Consider the following 19,828-nt stretch of genomic DNA (forward strand, 5'->3'; position numbering starts at 1 on the left):
CCATGACCACAGGTTTCGAAACAATGTCGACTGAAATCGCAGCGCCGCCAAGCTGGCGGGTGGAAACGCGCACAAGGCTTTCCAGCCTCTTCGCCATCCTTTCGCTCAGCGCGATTGTCGTGCTCGCAGCCGCACCCTTCTTGGTGTCGCGCGGCGTCGTGCAGGATCTCTTCTTCATCCTGACCATGCTGGCACTGGCGCAGAGCTGGAACCTGCTTGCCGGCTACGCCGGACTGATCTCGGTCGGGCAGCAGCTCTTCGTTGGCTGCGGCGCCTATGCGCTGTTCGGCTTCGTCATTCTCGCCGGCATCGATCCGATCCTCGCCATTCCGCTCGCCGGGCTCTTCGCAATGCTGATCGCCGCGCCGGCCGCATTCTTCTCCTTCCGGCTTTACGGTCCCTATTTCGCGATCGGCACATGGGTCATCGCCGAAGTCGGACGGCTGCTTTTCGCCCAGTGGAAGATGCTCGGCGGCGGAACGGGTACTTCGTTGCCGCGCGAAGCCACCAAGGACATGCTGGGTATTTCATTGCTGCAAAACTGGTTCGGCATGCGTTCTGCAGCCGCAGCCGACGCGCTTGCCTACTGGCTGGCGCTGGCTCTCACCGCTTTGACGATCGGATTCATCTACCGGCTGCTGCGCAGCAAGCAGGGGCTCGGCCTTGCCGCCGTGCGCGACAACGAGACGGCGGCGCGTGCGCTCGGCGTCGATGCCCGCCGGCTGAAGATCGTCGTCTACATGGCGACCGCTTTCGTGACGGGCATGGTCGGCGCGCTCATCTATCTGCAGAAGGCACGGATTTCGCCTGACGCCGCCTTCTCGCTCACCGACTGGACCGCCTATGTCGTCTTCATCGTCGTGATCGGCGGCATCGGCACCATCGAAGGGCCGCTCGTCGGCGTGCTCGTCTTCTTCCTGCTGCAGAATGCCTTTTCGAGCTACGGCTCCTGGTATTTGCTCGCTCTCGGCGCGCTCGCCATCGTCACGATGCTGTTCGCGCCCCGGGGTCTCTGGGGTCTCATCTCCAGCCGCACCGGCTGGGAACTCTTTCCGGTCCGCCGCCTGCTGAGCGGCGGATCAATGCTAAATGATGAAAAGGGAGGGCCACATGGCTGACATCACCACGGACGTTCTGATCATCGGTACGGGACCCGCCGGCTCGGCGACGGCCGCACTGCTTGCGACCCATGGTCTCGAGCCGATGGTCATCAACCGCTATCGCTGGCTGGCGAGCACGCCACGCGCGCACATCACCAACCAGCGCACGATGGAAGTTTTGCGCGATCTCGGCCGCGATGTGGAGGAGGAGGCCTATCTCTTCGCGGTCGAACAGGATCTGATGGGACAGAACGTCTTCTGCACGGCGGTCGCCGGCGAGGAGATCGGCCGCATGCAGAGCTGGGGCAACCATCCGCTCTCGCGCGCGGAACATCAGCTGTCTTCGCCTGCCCACATGAACGACCTGCCGCAGACCTATATGGAGCCGCTTCTGTTCAAGACGGCCTGTTCGCGCGGGGCGCAAGCCCGCATGTCGACGGAATATCTGAGCCATGTTCAGGATGCGGAAGGCGTCACCACGACCTGCCTTGATCGGTTGACCGGCAAGGAATTGACCATCCGCTCGAAATTCCTGATCGGTGCCGATGGCGGTAACTCCAAGGTGGCTGAACATGCGGGCCTGACCTTCGAAGGCAAGATGGGTGTAGCCGGCTCGATGAACATCTTGTTCGAGGCGGATCTTTCTCGGTACGTCGCCCACCGGCCCTCGGTGCTTTATTGGGTGCTGCAGCCCGGCGCCGACGTCGGTGGCATCGGCATGGGTCTGGTGCGCATGGTGCGGCCGTGGAACGAATGGCTGATCGTCTGGGGCTATGACATCAATCAGCCGGCGCCACAGGTCGATGACGCCTTCGCCACCAAGGTCGTGCGCGAACTGGTGGGCGTTGCCGATCTCAAGCCGAAGATCAAATCCGTCTCCACCTGGACCGTGAACAACATGTACGCGACCACCATGTCGAACGGCCGGGTGTTCTGCATGGGTGATGCCGTCCATCGCCATCCGCCCTCGAATGGCCTCGGCTCCAACACCTCGATCCAGGATGGCTTCAACCTCGCCTGGAAGCTCGCTCTGGTGCTCAAGGGCCAGGCCGGCATGCGCCTGCTCGAAAGCTACCAGGCCGAGCGCGCGCCGGTCGCCAAGCAGATCGTCACCCGCGCCAACAAATCGATCGAGGAATTCGGTCCGATCTTCAAGTCGCTGGGTCTGCTCGATTCCGTCGATCCGGTGAAGATGCAGCAGAACATGGATGCGCGCTGCAATGACACCGCCGATGCCGAGCGCCAGCGCACGGCAATCCGCGAGGCGATTGCCGACAAGGTCTATGAGTTCGATGCGCACGGCGTAGAGATGAACCATCGCTACGCCTCGAACGCCGTCGTCAAGGACGACCAGCCGGAGCCGGCCTTCGAGAAGGATGCAGAACTGCATTTCCAGCCGACGACGTGGCCCGGCGCACGACTGCCGCATGTCTGGCTTTTCAACGATAGCGGCCAGAAGGTATCGAGCCTCGATCTCACCGGCCACGGCGTCTTCACGGTGTTGACCGGCATCGGCGGCGACGGCTGGGTCGCGGCGGCAAAAGCCCTGTCGAAGGAGTTCGGCCTGCCGATTGCCGTTCACAAGATCGGCCCGCGGCAGGAGTGGCAGGACCTGACAGGAGACTGGGCGCGCGCCCGCGAAATCCGCGATGCCGGTGCACTGCTCGTGCGACCGGATCATCATGTGGCCTGGCGCTCGCTTGCGGCGGTCGATGAGCCCGAGCGCGAGCTTCGCCGCGTTTTGAAGACAATTCTGGATCTGTGAGGCGATCATGAGCGTAGAAGAAAAGGGCTATTTCACCGAGGAAAATTCCGTCGAGGTGGTTACGAGCCGCAACGCCAATGCCAGGGATGCGCGGCTGAAGCAGGTGATGGAGGTCGTCACCCGCAAGCTGCACGAGACGGTTAAGGAGCTGGAGCCGACCCAGGACGAGTGGATGGAGGCGATCTTTTTCCTCACCCGCACCGGTCATACCTGCACCGACTGGCGGCAGGAATTCATTCTGCTCTCGGATGTGCTCGGCGTATCGATGTTGGTCGACGCGATCAACAACCGCAAGCCGTCGGGCGCATCGGAAAGCACGGTTCTGGGGCCTTTCCATGTCGCGGACGCGCCGGAACTGCCGATGGGCGCCAATATCTGCCTCGACCAGAAGGGCGAGGACATGGTGATCAGCGGCCGCATCCTCGATACCGACGGCAGGCCGATCGAAAACGCGGTGCTCGACGTTTGGCAGGCGAATGACGAAGGCTTCTACGACGTCCAGCAGAAAGGCATCCAGCCGGATTTCAATCTGCGCGGCATATTCCGCACCGGCAAGGATGGACACTACTGGTTCCGTGCAGTGAAGCCGAAATACTATCCCATCCCGGAGGATGGTCCGGTGGGGCAGCTGCTCGGCGCACTCGGACGCCATCCCTACCGGCCGGCCCATCTGCACTACATTATCAAGGCGGATGGCTTCGAAACGCTGACGACCCATATTTTCGATCCCGACGATCCCTACATCCATTCCGATGCCGTGTTCGGGGTCAAGGAGAGCCTGCTTGCTGAATTCAGACTGAAGGACGATGCCGTCCGCGCCAAGGAACTCGGCTTCCATGGGCCGTTCTGGCAGGTCGAGCATGATTTCGTGCTGGCGCGGGAAAAGAACGCCAATACGGAGAGCAGGGCAGGGGCGTCAGGGACATTGTAAAACCGGAGCAATTCCAGCAAAAGCGCGAGGCGGTTTTGCGTTAGGATTGCTCTCTAGCCTGCGGCGCCGGAAAGCAGGGCGTAGTCTTGACCTCGCCTGTACGAGTCCTCGTTCTTCGCGCGGCAGAATTCGATCAACTGCTTCGAAGTCATCGGCCGCGCGAGAGCGTAACCTTGCAGCAGATGGCAACCAAGATCTTTCAGAATCCTGGCATGCTCCATTGTCTCCACGCCCTCGGCAACAATGTCGATGTTCTGCGACCGCCCGATTTCGATAATCGAGGAGACCAGGCGACGTTGAGACGATGACGTGACAATCGGCTTGATAATTTCGCGATCGATCTTCAGCCTTCGCGGTTCGAATCTCAGCAGGCTGACGATGCTGGCATGTCCGGTGCCGAAATCATCGATCTCGATTTCGATACCGAGCTTTTTGACGGCCGGAATGATCTCATTGAGAACGGGTTGGAGATCATCGAACGCGATTGTCTCAAGCAGTTCGAAGCAGAGGCGCCCCTTGGCGAAGGGAAGCTCGGACAATTCGGTGAACAGGTTTGTTTCAATCAATCGGCGCGCTGAGATGTTGACCGAGACGCGCGGGATGCGCATTCCCAAGCCATCCCATCTTGCGAGCTCGAACAGCGCCTTTTTAAGAATCAGCCGATCCATGTCGCCGGAACGCCCCAGTCTCTCCGCTACGTCGAGAAACTTGTCCGGGCTGAGCAGACCGTTTCGCGGGTGATCCCAGCGGGCAAGGGTCTCTACGCCGGCGATATCCAATGTGCCTGCATCGAATTGCGGCTGGAAGAATGCAACCAGTTCGTCGCGGTCGAGCGCTTGGTTGAATTCGTCCGCCAGCTCTTTCGAATGGACCGCAGCGCTGCGAAGCTCTTCGGTGAAAATGGCCGCCTGGCCACGGCCCGCTCTCTTTGCTTCGTACAGAGCCAAATCAGCATTTAGAAGCAACTGGCTGAAGTCTCGGGTGTTCGCGCATTCGGTTTCCCAGGCAACGCCAACGCTTGCGCCGACGACACACTCTGAACCGTCAATGAAAAGAGCCTGTTGTAGTGTGGTGACTATCTGCTGGGCCAACTCGCCTGCTCTGAGCCCGGGATCGTCACTCCAGCTGGCGAAAATGAACTCATCTCCACCGATCCGAGCTGCCACGTCGTTCGGACCTGTCAACTCGGTCAGACGCAAAGCGGTTGCCTGCAGGAGCGTATCTCCCCCAGCATGCCCTTTCGTGTCGTTGATCTCTTTGAAACGATCCAAGTCGATATGAATGAGTATCAGGCAATCTTTTGGACCAGGTCTACGCGGCTGCAAGATCATCCGGTCAACAAAACGTCGATTAGGAAGCCCCGTTAATGGGTCGTGTAACGACAAGTACTCCAGCCTTTGCTGCGCCTGAACGAGCTTCTTTTTATTAGATCGAAGCTTTTCAATGGTTTTTTGGCGTGACTTGGTCAGAAACCCAACCCAGATAATCGGCGCAACGACACATAAGGACAACAGGCTCGCATAAAGTTCAAAAGCGGTTATGCCCTTGTTTCGACCCCATCCGCCCGTAGGCACGGCGACGAGGGTCCATCGGCCATACATCGTATTGACATATGCCTCGACCGGTTGCTTCGAGAAAGTCTCCAAGGTGCCGAGAAAAACCTGGTTGGGCAAGTTTGGTTCGGGTACGGCGCTGATGGCAATCTCGAGATCGGCCGAACCAAGCCCGCTATCTTGGTAGAGCCTCGATGTGTCTATAACCCCCGAAATTAGGCCCCAGAAGATCTGGCTTGCTCCGTCATCTATATAGACCGGACACCTGACCACGAAGGCAGTTCCACCCTGAACAAGTTCCACAGGGCCTGTCAGGACGATATTGTGGGTGTTGCGCGCCAGCATCGCGCCATCCCTTTGCTTTTCGTTCGTTCGGTAGTCGAGTCCGATAACCCTTTCGTTTTCTTTTTCTGGATAAACCCACCTTACCACCATGCCTGGCGCGGCGGCGAAGCTTTGCAATTGCGAATCGGGTTGCAAGATCCGCGCGGCAAGTTTGGAAAAAGCGTTCTGGTCCATCGCCGGATTGACGGCAATACCAGCAGCCAGGCCTTGCAGCAGCTTCACATTGCCATTGAGGTTTGTCTGAAGCCGGGATGATATGGTGGCAAGCTCACCGGCAACAGCTGCTCGTTCATCGGCCCGCGAGCGTTCCTGTTGCCAATTCGTCGCCACGCATACGACGATTATTGCGATAACCGCTGCAAATATAGCGGGAGCAAATGCGCTAGTATTACTCACTGTGGAGCTCGCGAAACCGCACAATATCTTTGGATTTCTTCGAAACTTCATCAGATTGCCATTTTTGAGGACAGATCTCCACTCTTGCAGAGTTTCTTTAAAGCAACGCTAACCCCAAGCGCCGAATTCCAGATGAGTCCGCGGCTCTACCGGTGATCGTCGCAAGGTTGCTATCCGTTCCAGAGCGGAGGAAACTCTCGAACGCTCACATGACCTCACCACGCTTTCATGAGTGATAAGAAGACGCGGGAATTTGCCGATATTTGTCGGCGAAAATGCGCGGGGCTTTCGTTTCCCTGTCTACCTGATCGCGCCGACCATCAATCAGAAGAATCATCGTTTCTCACCGTTAATCGTCAACCACATCGCTGGCTGCACCTCAGACTTCCGCCGGGCTAGGTCTGGTCGAGACCATGCTAGCCGAGCGCCGGATCCGCGATCATTCATGCGCTGTTCAGCCTCGTGGTTCCAGGATGAGGATGATCATGGAGGCTCACTATGAAAATCTTTAGAAGTCTGCTTGCTGCAATCCTCGGTATCGGCTTGCTGATCGGCGCGGGCGCTGCGTCTGCCATGCCGATGATGAACATGGCGAAGCCGGAGGTTCAATCATCTGTTCAGACGGTTCGTTATCATCGCCACCACCATGGCCATTGGCACGGTCCGCGACATCACAGGCCTCACCACTGGCGATCGCATCGCAGCTACAGGAGCCATTACTGGCGCGGCCATCATCGCGGCTGGTACAAGGGTCATCACCGTCACCATCGCCATCACTCTCATTACCGTTACTACCGCTACTGACCGGCGCCCGCTAAAGGCGGCATGTGCATGATATCGAGCGCAGGACGGATCGCAGTGTTGTCGAGCGAACGGATAGCGACGGCAAGGACGTTTCCGTCAGCGTTGGTGGACGGGCAGGCGAGGTGATTCCAGTAGAGCAGGGCGATGACGCAATACCTGCAAGCGCGATTTCTTGGAGCAAGTCGGAGCGTCTGGAACTTTTCCCGCCCCGGTCTGCGGAATGAGGATTTGTCGGAGGCTCGGCCGGTGCGCAGCTGCCGGTCGGCAGCCGACCATTTGACGTCCTTCTCCCCCTGATCGACAAGGGTCGGCAGGAGATGCCTGTCTTCCTTCGCGAAGCTGGAATACAGATCGCAACCGACATCTTAAATGTCACTTGGCATCTTGAATGATGTCTCGATCGCCGCGGAAATGGCGCGAACTAACTTCGCAACTATCTAAGCATTTCCGAATGATTACCGCGGTTAACAACGGGCTGCCCGCTCTGTCGTCGTGAACCAATCCGTACCCGTTCCAATAATGGCTATCTTTGCCGTGGCTGTCATAGCCGCTAACACGGCGACAACGCCACCGGCAAAATGAAGACGTGGGTCGATGACAGCGGCACTTATACCGCGGCAAACAGAGTTAATCTCGAGCAAGCACCAAGCAAGCGCTGCCACGGCGATGAAGGAGCCGCACCAACCAAAGCCGGCAAACCGAGCTAACAAACCCTCCCATCGTGATGAAATCACTTGGTCGAAGCGAGCTATTGTTATTGGAAGACAGAAGAACAGTATCCGTTCATCACAGGAGAACGACAATCCGACGGGCGAGGCGAGTGAGGATTCCACACATCATTTCAGGCATTCATATCCGGTTCAGATGAGACATGCACAAATGCAGGTGTCCCTTAAGACACCCCCTAACTTTCGGAGGCAACACATGAAAATCACTTACGCTCTCGCTCTCGCCGGCATGCTGGCATTCTCCGGTTCGGCTTTCGCCGCATCTTCAACCCCCGCAACCACCAGCACTGCCGTCAAACCGGCTGCCACAGCTACCACTACCACGACAACAACGGCGAAGCCGGCCACGACCACGGCTGCCAAGCCGGCCGTTGCCGACACGCAGAAGCAGGCCGTTTCCAAAAAGTGTTCGGCTGATGCCGACGCAAAGGGTCTGCATGGCAAGGATCGCAAGAAATTCCGCGAGCAGTGCAAGGCCGCTGCCATGAAGAAGAGCTGAAGCTCGTCGACCCGAACGGCCAAATTGAAAGCACATGCGTGCGCTAAAATATAGAACGGGGTCGGAGAGCAATCTCCGGCCCCTTGTCAGTTGGGGATTTACGGTCCTCGAACGAATGTTTTGGACCCGCCAAACTCCGCGCGCTGTGGCGGAGGAGTTGGAATGTCTTCTGTCTGGCAAAGTAGAAATGTCCGCTTGGCCGCCACGCGGCACAACGACCAGCCACGATCTGATCGGCTGATCCGGTTGCAAGATCAGATCGGGGCGGGTGATAATTACGCCCCTTCGGCTTTAGCTTTGAGACTATCCGATCGATATGTCACTCCGCAGCTTGTCGCCGCGACAGCGCTTTCTCCCGCCGCGCAATCACCGCCTGATCACTCATGAAGTCCTTCCGCCGGCCTGGCCCACGAGCACGTTTGACGTAGCCATTCTTGTCGCTGTTGCTCTTCACCTTCGGCTTGTCCTGCTGCTCCTGGCGCTCCTTGATATAGGCAAGAACATCACCCAACCGCTTGTTCTCGGTGATCGCCGCATGCGTCACCCGCTGATCCTTGTCGAACACGGTGTAGGGCAGGGAATACCCCTGCCAACGCACCTCCAGCCGACCGTCCGCATAAGCATAGGTCTCGACATAGCGACCCACCAGACCGCGCGTCACCTCGGTCTCCTCCAGCATGATCCGCTGGCGCTCGAACGAAAACGTCAGCTGCGATCCGACATAACGCTGCTCGCGCTTACACAGGATCTCCGTCAACCGATCCGGCGCCAGATTCAGTGGCCGGTGCAGGTTGTCCGGGCGGGCAGGGACGATTGCAAATCGCGCATTGTAGTCCTCCATGAAGCCCGGCAAGAACGCATTGCCAGCCTCCATGGTGTCGATGCCAGAAAGCCTGAGCTCCTTGACCAGCCGGTCCTGCAGCGTCCGGTTCATCCGCTCGACCCGACCCTTGGCCTGGCTCGAATTTGCACAAAGAATCTCAATGTTTAGTTCCGAGAGTGCCCGCCCGAACTGCGTCATGCCCTGGCCACCCTTGGCATCCTTCTTCGCCACCCGGAACACCGAGTGCTTGTCCGAATAAAAGGCGATCGGTGCGCCGTGCCGCTTCAGATAGAGCTCCAGCGCCTCGAAGTAAGTGAAGGCGCTTTCCGAACGAACAAAGCGCAACTGCATCAGCTTGCCGGTCGCATCGTCGACGAACACCAGCAGCGAACACGGCGGTCCGCGGTCCTCGAACCAACGGTGCTCGGAGCCGTCGATCTGCACCAGCTCACCATAGGCTTCGCGCCGCAGCCGCGGTTGATGAAACGTCCGCCGCTGCTTGCGCGACAGCCAGAGGCCGGCATCCACCATCCAGCTTCGAAGCGTCTCGCGTGACACCCGCAAGCCATCGCGCTCGGCAAGCTTCTCGGCCGCCAGCGTCGGCCCGAAATCCGCATAGCGCTCACGAACCAGCGTCACCGCGTAATCGCGAACGCCATCACAAATCCGATTGTTCGACGGCCGGCCGATCGCCTTGTGCCGGATCGACGCCGCACCGCCAGTGCTGATCCGATCCAGAAGACGACGGACCTGGCGCGTGCTCAGATCAAGCACATGCGCCGCCGACACCAGCGTCATGCGGCCGGCGATCACCTTCGACAAAATCTCGATCCGCTGCAGATCGCGCTCGCTCATCGCAATCAGTCCCATCCGCAATCTCCCAGGTCATCAAAAACCCGGGGAGAGTGACATTCCAACTTTGCAAAAACAGGACACTTCAACTTTGCGGCTACACGCGCAAATCAGATAACAAGAATTATGGAACCGAGCCCGATATCAGCATTGCGCGCCGCCAGCCGGACGCCCCGGCAAAAAGCGTCAACAGTGATGCAGTCTCTTAGACACGTGCCGGGCGAACCATACGAAGGGTCTCGCACAGATCAGCGCTTGCGTACGAACTCCGTGCGCAGAACGAGACCCTTGATGGTGTCGTGGCGGCAATCGATCTCTTCCGGATTGTCGGTCAACCGGATCGACCTGATTACGGTTCCCTGCTTCAGCGTCTGGCCGGCACCTTTGACCTTGAGGTCCTTGATCAGAACAACGGAGTCACCATCCGCGAGGACATTGCCCGATGCATCGCGGGCCTCCGCAGCCTTGGCTTTCTCCGCCGCGATTTCCGATGCGGGCCGCCATTCGCCGGTTGCCTCGTCATAGATATACTCGTCGTCTTGCTCGCTCATATCAGTCTTTTCTCGTTTCAAATCTTTCGGGCAGAATTCTCGTCTCGGCTTGTTTTCTGCCAAACACCTAAAGCGACATTTTCACGTCCAAATCAATAATTTTGTCGATGATTTGGGTTGGAGTGACGCCTGGAGATGTTCAAAACTCAATTTTGAGCCGCCATCTGCGATCCGTCAAACCGCGGACGACGTGACAATGCTTCCTGCTCATCCTAACATAAATTTTATCCCTGCCGGTCATAGTTCGGGGCGATACAAACCAGTCTGAGGGCATGATGGCCTTGGGTGATGCTGAATACATATTGCGGATGGCGCAGTTGATAGAGGGTTCGGGGGCACTTGTCGCCGTGTACGATCAGGATGATCGCCTTCGTTTTGCCAACCGTGCGTTTCGCATGGCATGGTTCATCGACGATAACGAGCATCCGCTGTGGTCCGAGCTCATGCGCCGCAACTATCATGCCATGCGCGGAACGATCATCAAAACCACCGATTTCGAGAGCTGGCTGCTGACGACGCAGGCAAGACGGGGGAAAAGCGGGTTTCGCGCGTTCGAGACCGATCTTCACGATGGCCGCTGGCTCTGGATGACGGAGACCAGCGAGCACAGCGGCTGGATGCTCTGCGTCGCAAGCGACATCACCACGATCCGGTCCGATGAACGCACCCTGCGGCAAGACCGCGATTTTGCGCTGAAGGCCTCGCAGACCGACGAATTGACGGGCGTTCCGAGCCGAAGGTTCGTCATGTCAAAGCTTGACGAGCTCGTTGGCGGTCAGGGCGATGCAGCAGCGCCGGTCGGATGTCTTGCGATATTCGACATCGATAACTTCAAGGCGATCAATGATCGCTTCGGCCATATCGTCGGCGATGCCGTCCTTAGAGATTTTGCAGCAACCCTTCAGAAAATGGCCCGCAAGACCGACATTTTTGGACGCGTGGGAGGCGAGGAGTTTGCTCTGATTCTTCCGAAAACCACACCAGCCCGCGCCGAGGCGATTGTCTATCGTATGTTGCTCGCCGTAAGACAATCGCGGCCGCTGCCTGATCAGGCCGACTTCTTTTACACGTTTTCTGCCGGCATCGCGCCCCTCCTCCGTGGCGACGACGTCAATGATCTCTATAGAAGAGCCGACCTCGCCCTCTACGCCGCGAAGTTGAATGGACGCGATCAGGTGTGCCTTGATCCGAACGCACATTCGTTCGGCGCGGCAAGATTATCCTAGTCCAAGCCTAAGCGAAGACATTGCCCTGGCGTGTCGTCCCGATTGAGCAGTTGGCCGCTCGACGGCAGCCGATGCTGGATATCAAGCATGGTGTGCAACTTTAGAGAATGCTTCCTTATCAACACGTTTCGAACATCCGATCGTCTGTCACATCCATGTCATGAAATGCGTCGACACCTCGTGCCTAATCGAAAGCGGGTATCAAGATGGATTATTTCAGACGTTTCAATTTTCTGTTCGCAACGCCGACCTTTGACAGCGAGGATTTGGAAGGCGCCCGCTACAACCATATCATCGAGGAGATCGAGCGCTCCGGTTTCGAGGTCGTGCGGGCACGCAATATCGAAGATGCCGAGATCGCCGTGCAGACGGACGCCGCCATCGGCTGCATGCTGGTCGACTGGGGCAAGAAGGGGCTTGAGGGCAAGACGGCCTCGCTCATCAATCTGATGCGTCGCCGTGGCCTGGAATTTCCGATCATCCTTTTGATCCGCCGTAAGCGCTTCGAGGATGTGCCGGTCGAGGTGCTCGACTTCATCGACGGCTATGTCTTCCTTTCCGAGGAAACGCCCGCCTTCATCGCCAAGAGCCTCATCAGCCGGCTCAAGCAATATGCCGAGACGCTGAAGACGCCTTTTTTCGGCGCGCTGGTCGATTACGCCGAGGAAGGCAACCAGCTCTGGACCTGCCCAGGGCACAATGGCGGCATCTTCTACAGCCGCAGCCCGATCGGCCGGGTGTTCATGGAGCATCTGGGCGAAGCGGTGTTCCGCGACGATCTCGACAATTCGGTGCTCGATCTCGGCGACCTTTTGACCCACGAAGGCCCGGCCCTTGCCGCACAGAAAGAAGCGGCGAAGATTTTCGGCGCCGAGAAGACCTATTTCGTCCTGAACGGCACTTCCACGTCAAACAAGGTTGCGCTTTCGGCACTCGTCACCGATGGCGATCTCGTATTGTTCGACCGCAACAACCACAAGGCCGCCCATCACGGCGCCTTGATGATATCAGGCGGCATTCCGATCTACCTGCCGACCATCCGCAACGTCTATGGTCTGATCGGTCCCATGGATTTCGCGACCATGGACGAGGAGGCATTGCGCGAGCGCATCCGCACCCATCCGCTGGTGAAGGATCCGGAGGCCTATAAGAAGCCGCGTCCGTTCCGCGTCGCCGTGGTGGAGCAGTGCACTTATGACGGCACCATCCATAATGCCGAGATGATCCTCAAGCGCATCGGCCATCTGTGCGACTATATCCTTTTCGACGAGGCCTGGGCCGGCTTCATGAAATTTCATCCGCTCTATGCCGGACGCTTTGCCATGGGGCTTGCCGATCTTGGCCCCGACGCACCGGGGATCATCGCCACGCAATCAACCCACAAGCAGCTCGCAAGCTTCTCCCAGGCCTCGCAGATCCACATGAAGGACCGGCACATCACCGGCCAGAAGCGCCGCGTCGAGCATCGGCGCTTCAACGAGAGCTTCATGCAGCACGCATCGACCTCGCCCTTCTATCCGCTGTTCGCCTCGCTCGACGTCGGCGCGCAGATGATGAAGGGCCGCTCGGGCGAAGTGCTATGGGACGACACGATCCGCCTCGGTATCGAGCTTCGCAAGAAGATCCGTGCCGTGCGCCGTGAATTCGAGGAAAAGGAGAACCGTCCCGAACGCCGCTGGTTCTTCGAGCCCTTCGTGCCGGATCGCGTGGCGATCCCGGATGTGTCCAGCCCCGGCGCAGTGCATGACGTGCCGTGGGAGAGCGTCGCCACCGATCAGCTCGCCACCAATCCCGCCTTCTGGCACCTGACGCCCGGCGCGGCGTGGCATGGATTTTCGGACATGGAGCCGGGATTCGCCATGACGGACCCGAACAAGCTCACCCTGCTCACCCCCGGCTTCGACCGGGCAAGCGGTAGATACACCGAGCATGGCATTCCCGCGCCCGTAGTCGCGCAATATCTGCGCGAAAACCGCATCGTCGCGGAGAAGAATGACCTCAATTCGCTGCTGTTCCTCCTTACCCCGGGCGTCGAAGCGAGCAAGGCCGGCACCTTGATCAGCGGTCTCGTCGCCTTCAAGAAGCTCTATGACGATAATGCGCTGCTCGAGGAAGCAATTCCGGAATTCTACCGTCGCCGGCCAGGCCGCTATGCCGGTGTGCGCCTGCGCGATCTGTGCACGGACATGCACAGCTTCTTCCGCCAGGCTGATGTCAGCGCGCTTCAGACCAAGCAGTTCTCCGCTGACCACTTGCCGCCGATCGCGCTCTCGCCCCATGACGCCGCACGCTGCCTGGTGCGCAACGACGTGGACTATCTGCCGATCGATGCGATCGCCGGCCGTATCGCGACAACGCCCTTCGTGGTCTATCCGCCGGGTATTGCAACCATCGTGCCGGGCGAGCGTTTGACGGAACGCGCAAAGCCCATGATCGACTACCTCAAGATGTTTGAAACCTGCTTCAACATTTTCCCGGGCTTTGAAGTCGAGATTCAAGGACTCTATCGCGAGATCGATGAATCCGGCCGCATCCGGCTCTATACTTATGTCGTTGCGGAACAGGCCTGAGAATTCGGATTCGATCATGGAGCAGAACAAAACGATCGTCATTCGTCCGTCTCGCGAGACTGATGTCGATGCCATGCTGGCCATCTATCGCCGCCACATTCGCCGCGGCGTCGAGGATGGGGTGGACGATAGCGATACGCCGCAACCGGACGATCTGCGGGAACGTCGCAAGAATCTGAAGAACCGCAGGTTCCCTCATGTCGTGGCGCTCGAAGGCGAAAAGGTCGTGGGCTATGCCTATGTGGTATTGTTCCGCAAACGCCCGGCCTATCGCTACACCGTCAAGCACTCGATCTATGTGCATCACGACCATGTCGGCCAGGGTGTCGGGAGCCTGCTGATGCGCGGGCTGATCGATGCCTGTGCGGCGGCCGGCTTCCGGCAGATGATCGGCTATATCGACGCGGACAACGTTGCCTCGCTCGCCCTGCACGAGCGGTTCGGCTTCGTTCGCGTCGGTCTGCTGCCGGGGGTGGCCTATCGCTATGGCCATTGGGCCGACAGCGTCATGGTGCAGCGCTCGCTGGGCTCGGGCTCTACTGCGCCGCCCCCGCCCCCACCGCTCTCCACCCGCTGATGTGGGCATGCGCCCCGCCCCGTCGCCTCACATTACGGCGGGGGCTTCAAGGTTATCGATTTTAGCGAGGGTGCGCCGCCAGAGCCTCAAAAATACGTGCGATCGCCTCTGCGCCCGGATCGGCGATGCCTTCCAGCGACCGGGCGTCCAGATAGGACGACCGACCCGCATTGGCGCGTGTCATATTGGCGGTCGCATCCGCTCCAAGCCGAGCTGCCGCAGCAGCCGGGGCCATCCCCTCTCCTCTTCCAAGCGCTGCGAGCGCCGGCGAGAGCGCGTCTATCATCGTCCGGTCTCCCAGCTTCGCCCCGCCATATTGCTGCATCGCGTCAAGGCCCTCGGCAAGGGCTGAAACCCAATCCTGGGAGTGGCGGCAAGCATCTGCGCTGCGTGCCATCATGATGGCAAACAGCACTCCGCTCGAGCCGCCCATGGCCTTGCGCTTGAGGTCGCTGAGGGCGGCGAACAAGGCGGAGCCATCGGCGAAGGGCAAGGTGTCGATGGCCGCCTGGACCATTCTTGCAGCTCCGGCAAAGGTGCTGCCCGTATCCCCATCGCCGACTTTCGCATCAAGCGCATTGATTGCGCCTTCCATGCTTATACAGGCGGCAATGATCGTCTCGACGACGGCGCGGACCCGATCATCCCTCGAAGCGGCAAAGACTTCGTTCGCCTCGACAACAGGGGCGGCGATCGGCTGCACGTCGCGAAGCCTTTCGAATTGCGGAAAATGGGAAGATGCCGTCGGCGATGTGAGGAGGATCTCGCGTTCCGGCGTCAGTTCGAGAAGCGAGATCGAAAATCCGGGCATTTCAAGCGCCGTCATCACTGCGTCCGGCCCGGCAATATAGCGGATCTTCGGACGAAGCGCCGACTTCATCAGATCCGCGAAGAGCACCAGGCATTCCAGATTGGAGAGCCCACCGAGATTGTTAAAGATCGCGGCGTATTCGGCATCTGGTTTGAGCCGGGGCGCAAGGCGCGACACCAGATCGTCGATCAATGCTCTTGAGCTTGCAGGTGCGGCGATCTCGACGCCGGCCTCGCCATGTATCCCCAAGCCGATCTCGACTTCGTCCGGACCGATCCGGTCAAGCTTCGGATTGCCGGGAACGGTACAGGTGTCGCGCGCAGCGCCGATTGTGACGATCCCCCGGTTCGCCTGTTCGACGGCAGCCGAGATGTCTTCGAGCGAGGCACCGGCACGCGCAAGATGGCCGGCGATCTTGTGGATGAACAAGGTGCCAGCGATGCCGCGCGGCTGCCGGGACTGGGAGGTCGCCAGATCGTCGGCGACGATGACCATCTGCACCTTCAACCCGAGCCCCTTGGCCTTCTCGGCGGCGAGACCGAAATTCAGCCGGTCGCCGGTGTAATTCTTGACGACGAGCAGGCACCCGGCTTCGCCCGTCACGGCAACGATGCCGGCCAGGATTGCATCCACGCTCGGGGACGCGAAGACCTCGCCGCAGACTGCCGCCGTCAGAAGACCATCCGCCACCAGCCCGGCATGGGAGGGCTCGTGCCCCGAGCCGCCGCCGGAAATGATCGCAACGCCCGATTTCTGCCAGTCTGCCCTGAGAACCACTTTGGCGCTGCTATCCGCCGAAAAGCGCACCAGCCTCCCGCCACTCGCCGCGACCAGACCATCGATCGCCTCAGAGACAATATCTTCCTTGCGGTTGAAAAAGGTGTGCACGTCTATTCTCCCACGACGATGCCATGATGGCGATGTTCAAGAATGCGGTCACGCCCAGCCTAGCACGGGTGTTTCCACGGGGTCATCCCATTGAACCCGCAAACGACGCTCGACGCCGCCCGCGGTGGCAGAACTTCCACGAGGCGCGGCATTTCGCAACCGCATAGACTATGGCCAGCGCCTACGGCTTGGCGAGTTGAGGAGTGCCTGATCTCGCCAATGGCGCGGCGCGACCCTCCGATCAGTCAAGCGGGGTCACAGGAAGGGCGCGCTTGTGCGCGGTAGCACGGAACTTTGTCAGGATGCGATCGCGTGCCGTCTCGTCGACGGGTTTGCCTTCGAGAAAATCGTCGATCTGGTCGTAAGTCACGCCATAAGCGTCCTCGTCCGGTCGCAATGGAGCGTTGGTCTCAAGATCGGCCGTAGGCACTTTGAAGATGAGACTGTCCGGTGCGCCGAGCACTTTGGCCACGGCTCTGACACGGCGCTTGTTCAGCCCGGCAAGCGGAAGAATGTCGGACGCTCCATCGCCGAACTTCGTAAAGAAGCCCATGAGCGCCTCGGCGGCGTGGTCGGTGCCGATCACGATGCCATGCGTGGCACCGGCAATCGCATATTGTGCGATCATCCGTTCGCGCGCCTTCACGTTTCCATGATGGAAGTCCTCTCGCTCCCTGTCGAAAAGCTCAGGTGCGTCGCGCTTGACTTCGGAAATCATCGCATCCGTGGCGGGCTTGACATTCACCGTCATCAGCCGGTCGGGGCGGATGATCGCCAGCGCCGCCTGTGCGTCGGCTTCGTCGGCCTGGACGCCATAAGGCAGACGCACGGCGACGAATTCGCAGTCATACCCACTGTGGCGCAGCCTGCGTACCGCAGCCTGTGCCAGGAGAGCGGATGTAAGACTGTCGATGCCGCCGCTGATGCCAAGGACGTAGGTCCGGGCGCCGCTGGTGCGCAGATAATCAGCCAAGAAGACCGTGCGTCGTTCGGCTTCGGTCACGGCGTCGAATTGCGCGGCCACGCCCAATTCCTCGATGATCGCGCTTTGCTCGTCCTGCATCCAGGCTCTCCTCCATGAAGCGAATGACGCTCGGTAGCTCTGAAAGCCTTTCAGATCAGGTCACAGCCGTTCGCAGGGCAAAACGCGGCTCACGCCAAGCTTCCGTTCGCAGGACGTCTTCCAGAACTTCCGCCGCTCTTAGCACGTCTTTGAAGCCTACATAAAGCGGTGTGAACCCGAAGCGGATGGTTGCAGGAGCACGAAAGTCACCGATGACGCCGCGCTCGATCAGCGCCTGCATGATCTCGTAGGAATTGTCATGGACGAAGGAAACCTGGCTGCCACGGCGCGCCGGATCGCGCGGTCCTTTCAGCGTTACCCCGTAGCGGCTGCATTTTGCTTCTACGAGCTGGATGAAGAGCTCGGTCAGGCGAATGCTCTTGGCGCGCAGGGCATGCATGTCCACCTCGTCCCAAATCGTGAGCGCGCCGTCCAGCGCCCGCAGCGCCAAGGCCGACTGCGTGCCGCACAGGAAACGACGAATGCCCTGGCCGGGCGCGTAGCTATGCTCGAAGGCGAAGGGCCGGGCATGGCCGAACCAGCCACTCAGTGGCTGGTTCATGGCGTCGTGATGGCGTGCTGCCGCATAGACGAAGGCAGGCGAGCCGGGGCCGCCGTTCAGATATTTGTACGTGCAGCCGACCGCGAAATCGGCGTTCGCTTCATCGAGCGATACCGGCAATGCGCCGGCCGAATGGCAGAGATCCCAAATCACGAGCGCGCCGGCATCCTGGATCTTCTTCGTGAGCGCGGCCATATCGCGCATCTCGCCGGACTTGTAGTTGACGTGGTTGACGAGGACGACGGCAACGTCCGTATCGATAAGGTCTTCGATCGATGCCGCATCGATGCCCTCGAGCCTCAGTTTTGCACTCGGTATCGACGAGATTGCGCCTTCAGCCATGTAGAGATCGGTCGGGAAGCTGGATACTTCCGCGACGACGACGTTGCGGCCGGGGCGCATGGCGATCGCCGCGCGTAAGGTCTTGTAGATGTTGATCGAGGTGGTGTCGGTCACCACGGTCTGGCCGGGTGCCGCGCCGATCAGACGACCGATGCGGTCGCCGAGCCTGATCGGCAGATCGTACCAGCCGGCCGTGTTCCAGCTCCGGATCAGGCCTTCTGCCCACTCCTCCTCCGCAGCCTTCCGCAACTCGGCAAAGACGGCCGGTGCTGCCGCGCCCAGCGAATTGCCGTCGAGATAGGTTACGCCTTCCGGCAAGACGAAACGTGCCCGGAAGGCGCGCAACGGGTCGGCCGCGTCCATGGCTTCGATGGCTGAAAGATCGGGAATTGCAATCATGGTGTCTCGTTTCCTCCCAGATGCGAAAGACGTCGCGCTCCCCCTTTGGGGTGCTGCGGGATCATAGCCCCCGTCCATCTCTCGTCAAATAAAAATATATATTTTTGCGATAAGAATAAATTTATATATATTATTTGTCTTTCTGGCTCCTGATATATGTTTTCGGACGCCTGAGCGCCGTTCAGCATTCTGGGCAACTAGCATTCGACAAGGTCGGAAAATGCCGATCGATGCGTGTGAGGAGCTTCTTTCGAGGCGTCGGCGTCCCGGCCCCTCCGAAGCTGAGCGCGTTGCGCACGACCTATGAGCTCGACTGAATACCTCTGCCGTGAGGTGACGGCACGCGCCCTACACGCCAGTCTCGTGCTGGACTGTCTCATAAGTGCCGACCGTCAGGCCGATATCTTCCACGAGAAGAGCGATGGCTTTTTTCTCGTCGCGTGCCAGAGCTGCTTCCATCAGCGCCGTGTGGTGCTTCACATTCGAAGCCTTCTTGAGAAGCTCTGAATACTGCTGTTCGTCGAGGTGTTTAGGCCCCTTCCGGCGAGACTTGGCGAGAAGAACAGGTTCCGTTGGTGGCGATGCAGCTGAACATAGATCTGTGCGACGAATCGCTTCAGCCAGAGCGATGGGCACGGCTGAGCAAATGTAACGGGGCTAAAGGGACTATTCTGCTTCAGCGCTTTCAGGTGCCTTTCAGCTGCCCGTTATAACTTTGGTCCGTGCGAGTTGCTTACGCCCCCAATCAAGCGCTCGCACGCGGTGCCCCAATAAGGCTCCAGCTCTGCCTCGGGTCAACGAGGCAGAGCTCCTCGCCTGCGATCTCCTCGATCAATGATTTTCGACTTTGCAATCAAGCGCTCCCGACCATTGCAATTCGTCGGGAACTCACGGGCAAGTTCGACCTTTGTGAAAACAATGTTCCCGGCATCTCGCGTCTGCGCCGCGGACGCTCCGGCTCTGCAATCGTAAACTCACACGCCGAGCGATATATTGGGGATCAGAGGTCTGGGGCTAAGAAAAGCACCGATCATTTAGCGTCT

At 59.4% G+C, this 19,828-nt stretch carries 15 protein-coding genes; 8 read left to right on the forward strand and 7 right to left on the reverse strand.

Going from position 1 to position 19,828, the window contains the following annotated elements; genetic code table 11:
* Window positions 1-2 precede the first annotated feature (2 nt).
* The 3 genes from RHSP_RS27215 to RHSP_RS27225 are packed head-to-tail and all read left to right on the forward strand — an operon-like array spanning window position 3 to window position 3,796.
* Entirely contained in the window at window positions 3-1,118 is a 1,116-nt protein-coding gene (locus RHSP_RS27215) for a branched-chain amino acid ABC transporter permease (RefSeq protein ID WP_051074156.1), read from the forward strand.
* Window positions 1,111-2,865: an FAD-dependent oxidoreductase gene (locus tag RHSP_RS27220; protein WP_004126394.1), complete on the forward strand. Its 1,755-nt coding sequence runs from the start codon at window positions 1,111-1,113 to the stop codon at window positions 2,863-2,865. Before RHSP_RS27215 ends, RHSP_RS27220 begins: the two co-directional genes overlap by 8 nt.
* A gap of 7 nt (window positions 2,866-2,872) precedes the next feature.
* Window positions 2,873-3,796: an intradiol ring-cleavage dioxygenase gene (locus tag RHSP_RS27225; protein WP_004126396.1), complete on the forward strand. Its 924-nt coding sequence runs from the start codon at window positions 2,873-2,875 to the stop codon at window positions 3,794-3,796.
* Between the two features lie 53 nt (window positions 3,797-3,849).
* Here RHSP_RS27225 and RHSP_RS27230 read toward each other — a convergent pair whose 3' ends face one another.
* Window positions 3,850-6,141 carry a bifunctional diguanylate cyclase/phosphodiesterase gene (locus RHSP_RS27230; protein ID WP_004126399.1) on the reverse strand — a complete coding sequence of 764 codons (2,292 nt, stop codon included), beginning with the start codon at window positions 6,139-6,141 and terminating at the stop codon, window positions 3,850-3,852.
* Between the two features lie 447 nt (window positions 6,142-6,588).
* On the opposite strand from RHSP_RS27230, the gene RHSP_RS34100 reads away from it, so the two are divergent.
* Window positions 6,589-6,894, forward strand: a complete 306-nt coding sequence (locus RHSP_RS34100; RefSeq protein ID WP_004126402.1) for a hypothetical protein — start codon at window positions 6,589-6,591, stop codon at window positions 6,892-6,894.
* 924 nt (window positions 6,895-7,818) lie between these two features.
* Window positions 7,819-8,121, forward strand: coding sequence for a PsiF family protein (locus tag RHSP_RS27235; RefSeq protein WP_004126405.1), 303 nt, complete (start codon window positions 7,819-7,821; stop codon window positions 8,119-8,121).
* A 319-nt stretch (window positions 8,122-8,440) separates the two neighbouring features.
* Here RHSP_RS27235 and RHSP_RS27240 read toward each other — a convergent pair whose 3' ends face one another.
* Both RHSP_RS27240 and RHSP_RS27245 read right to left on the reverse strand, forming a co-directional pair.
* A complete protein-coding gene (locus RHSP_RS27240; RefSeq protein WP_004126408.1) occupies window positions 8,441-9,814 on the reverse strand; it encodes an ISNCY family transposase in 1,374 nt (457 codons plus the stop codon).
* A 230-nt stretch (window positions 9,815-10,044) separates the two neighbouring features.
* Window positions 10,045-10,347, reverse strand: coding sequence for an alkylphosphonate utilization protein (locus tag RHSP_RS27245; protein WP_004126410.1), 303 nt, complete (start codon window positions 10,345-10,347; stop codon window positions 10,045-10,047).
* 308 nt (window positions 10,348-10,655) lie between these two features.
* Here RHSP_RS27245 and RHSP_RS27250 point away from each other — a divergent pair, with 308 nt between their 5' ends.
* The 3 genes from RHSP_RS27250 to RHSP_RS27260 all read left to right on the forward strand — a co-directional run bounded on the left by RHSP_RS27250 (window position 10,656) and on the right by RHSP_RS27260 (window position 14,720).
* The gene (locus RHSP_RS27250; protein ID WP_004126413.1) at window positions 10,656-11,573 is read left to right on the forward strand and encodes a GGDEF domain-containing protein; all 918 of its coding nucleotides are present in this window, start codon (window positions 10,656-10,658) and stop codon (window positions 11,571-11,573) included.
* Window positions 11,574-11,779: 206 nt separating this feature from the next.
* Window positions 11,780-14,143 (forward strand): Orn/Lys/Arg family decarboxylase, encoded by a 2,364-nt coding sequence (locus RHSP_RS27255; RefSeq protein WP_004126416.1) that lies wholly within the window; start codon window positions 11,780-11,782, stop codon window positions 14,141-14,143.
* 16 nt (window positions 14,144-14,159) lie between these two features.
* Window positions 14,160-14,720, forward strand: a complete 561-nt coding sequence (locus RHSP_RS27260; protein WP_004126420.1) for a GNAT family N-acetyltransferase — start codon at window positions 14,160-14,162, stop codon at window positions 14,718-14,720.
* A 61-nt stretch (window positions 14,721-14,781) separates the two neighbouring features.
* Here the strand turns inward: RHSP_RS27260 and RHSP_RS27265 are convergent, their stop codons facing one another.
* The 4 genes from RHSP_RS27265 to RHSP_RS35915 form a co-directional block, all read right to left on the reverse strand.
* On the reverse strand, window positions 14,782-16,419 hold the full coding sequence (locus RHSP_RS27265; RefSeq protein WP_004126423.1) for a dihydroxyacetone kinase subunit DhaK: 1,638 nt from the start codon (window positions 16,417-16,419) through the stop codon (window positions 14,782-14,784).
* Window positions 16,420-16,660: 241 nt separating this feature from the next.
* Window positions 16,661-17,482, reverse strand: a complete 822-nt coding sequence (nadE, locus tag RHSP_RS27270; RefSeq protein WP_004126426.1) for an ammonia-dependent NAD(+) synthetase — start codon at window positions 17,480-17,482, stop codon at window positions 16,661-16,663.
* 55 nt (window positions 17,483-17,537) lie between these two features.
* The gene (gene kynU / locus RHSP_RS27275) at window positions 17,538-18,785 is read right to left on the reverse strand and encodes a kynureninase (RefSeq protein ID WP_004126428.1); all 1,248 of its coding nucleotides are present in this window, start codon (window positions 18,783-18,785) and stop codon (window positions 17,538-17,540) included.
* A 348-nt stretch (window positions 18,786-19,133) separates the two neighbouring features.
* A complete protein-coding gene (locus RHSP_RS35915) occupies window positions 19,134-19,265 on the reverse strand; it encodes a hypothetical protein (protein WP_276307850.1) in 132 nt (43 codons plus the stop codon).
* Window positions 19,266-19,828 lie beyond the last annotated feature (563 nt).

This window comes from Rhizobium freirei PRF 81 (genome assembly GCF_000359745.1).
In the GTDB taxonomy this organism is placed as follows: Bacteria; Pseudomonadota; Alphaproteobacteria; order Rhizobiales; family Rhizobiaceae; genus Rhizobium; species Rhizobium freirei.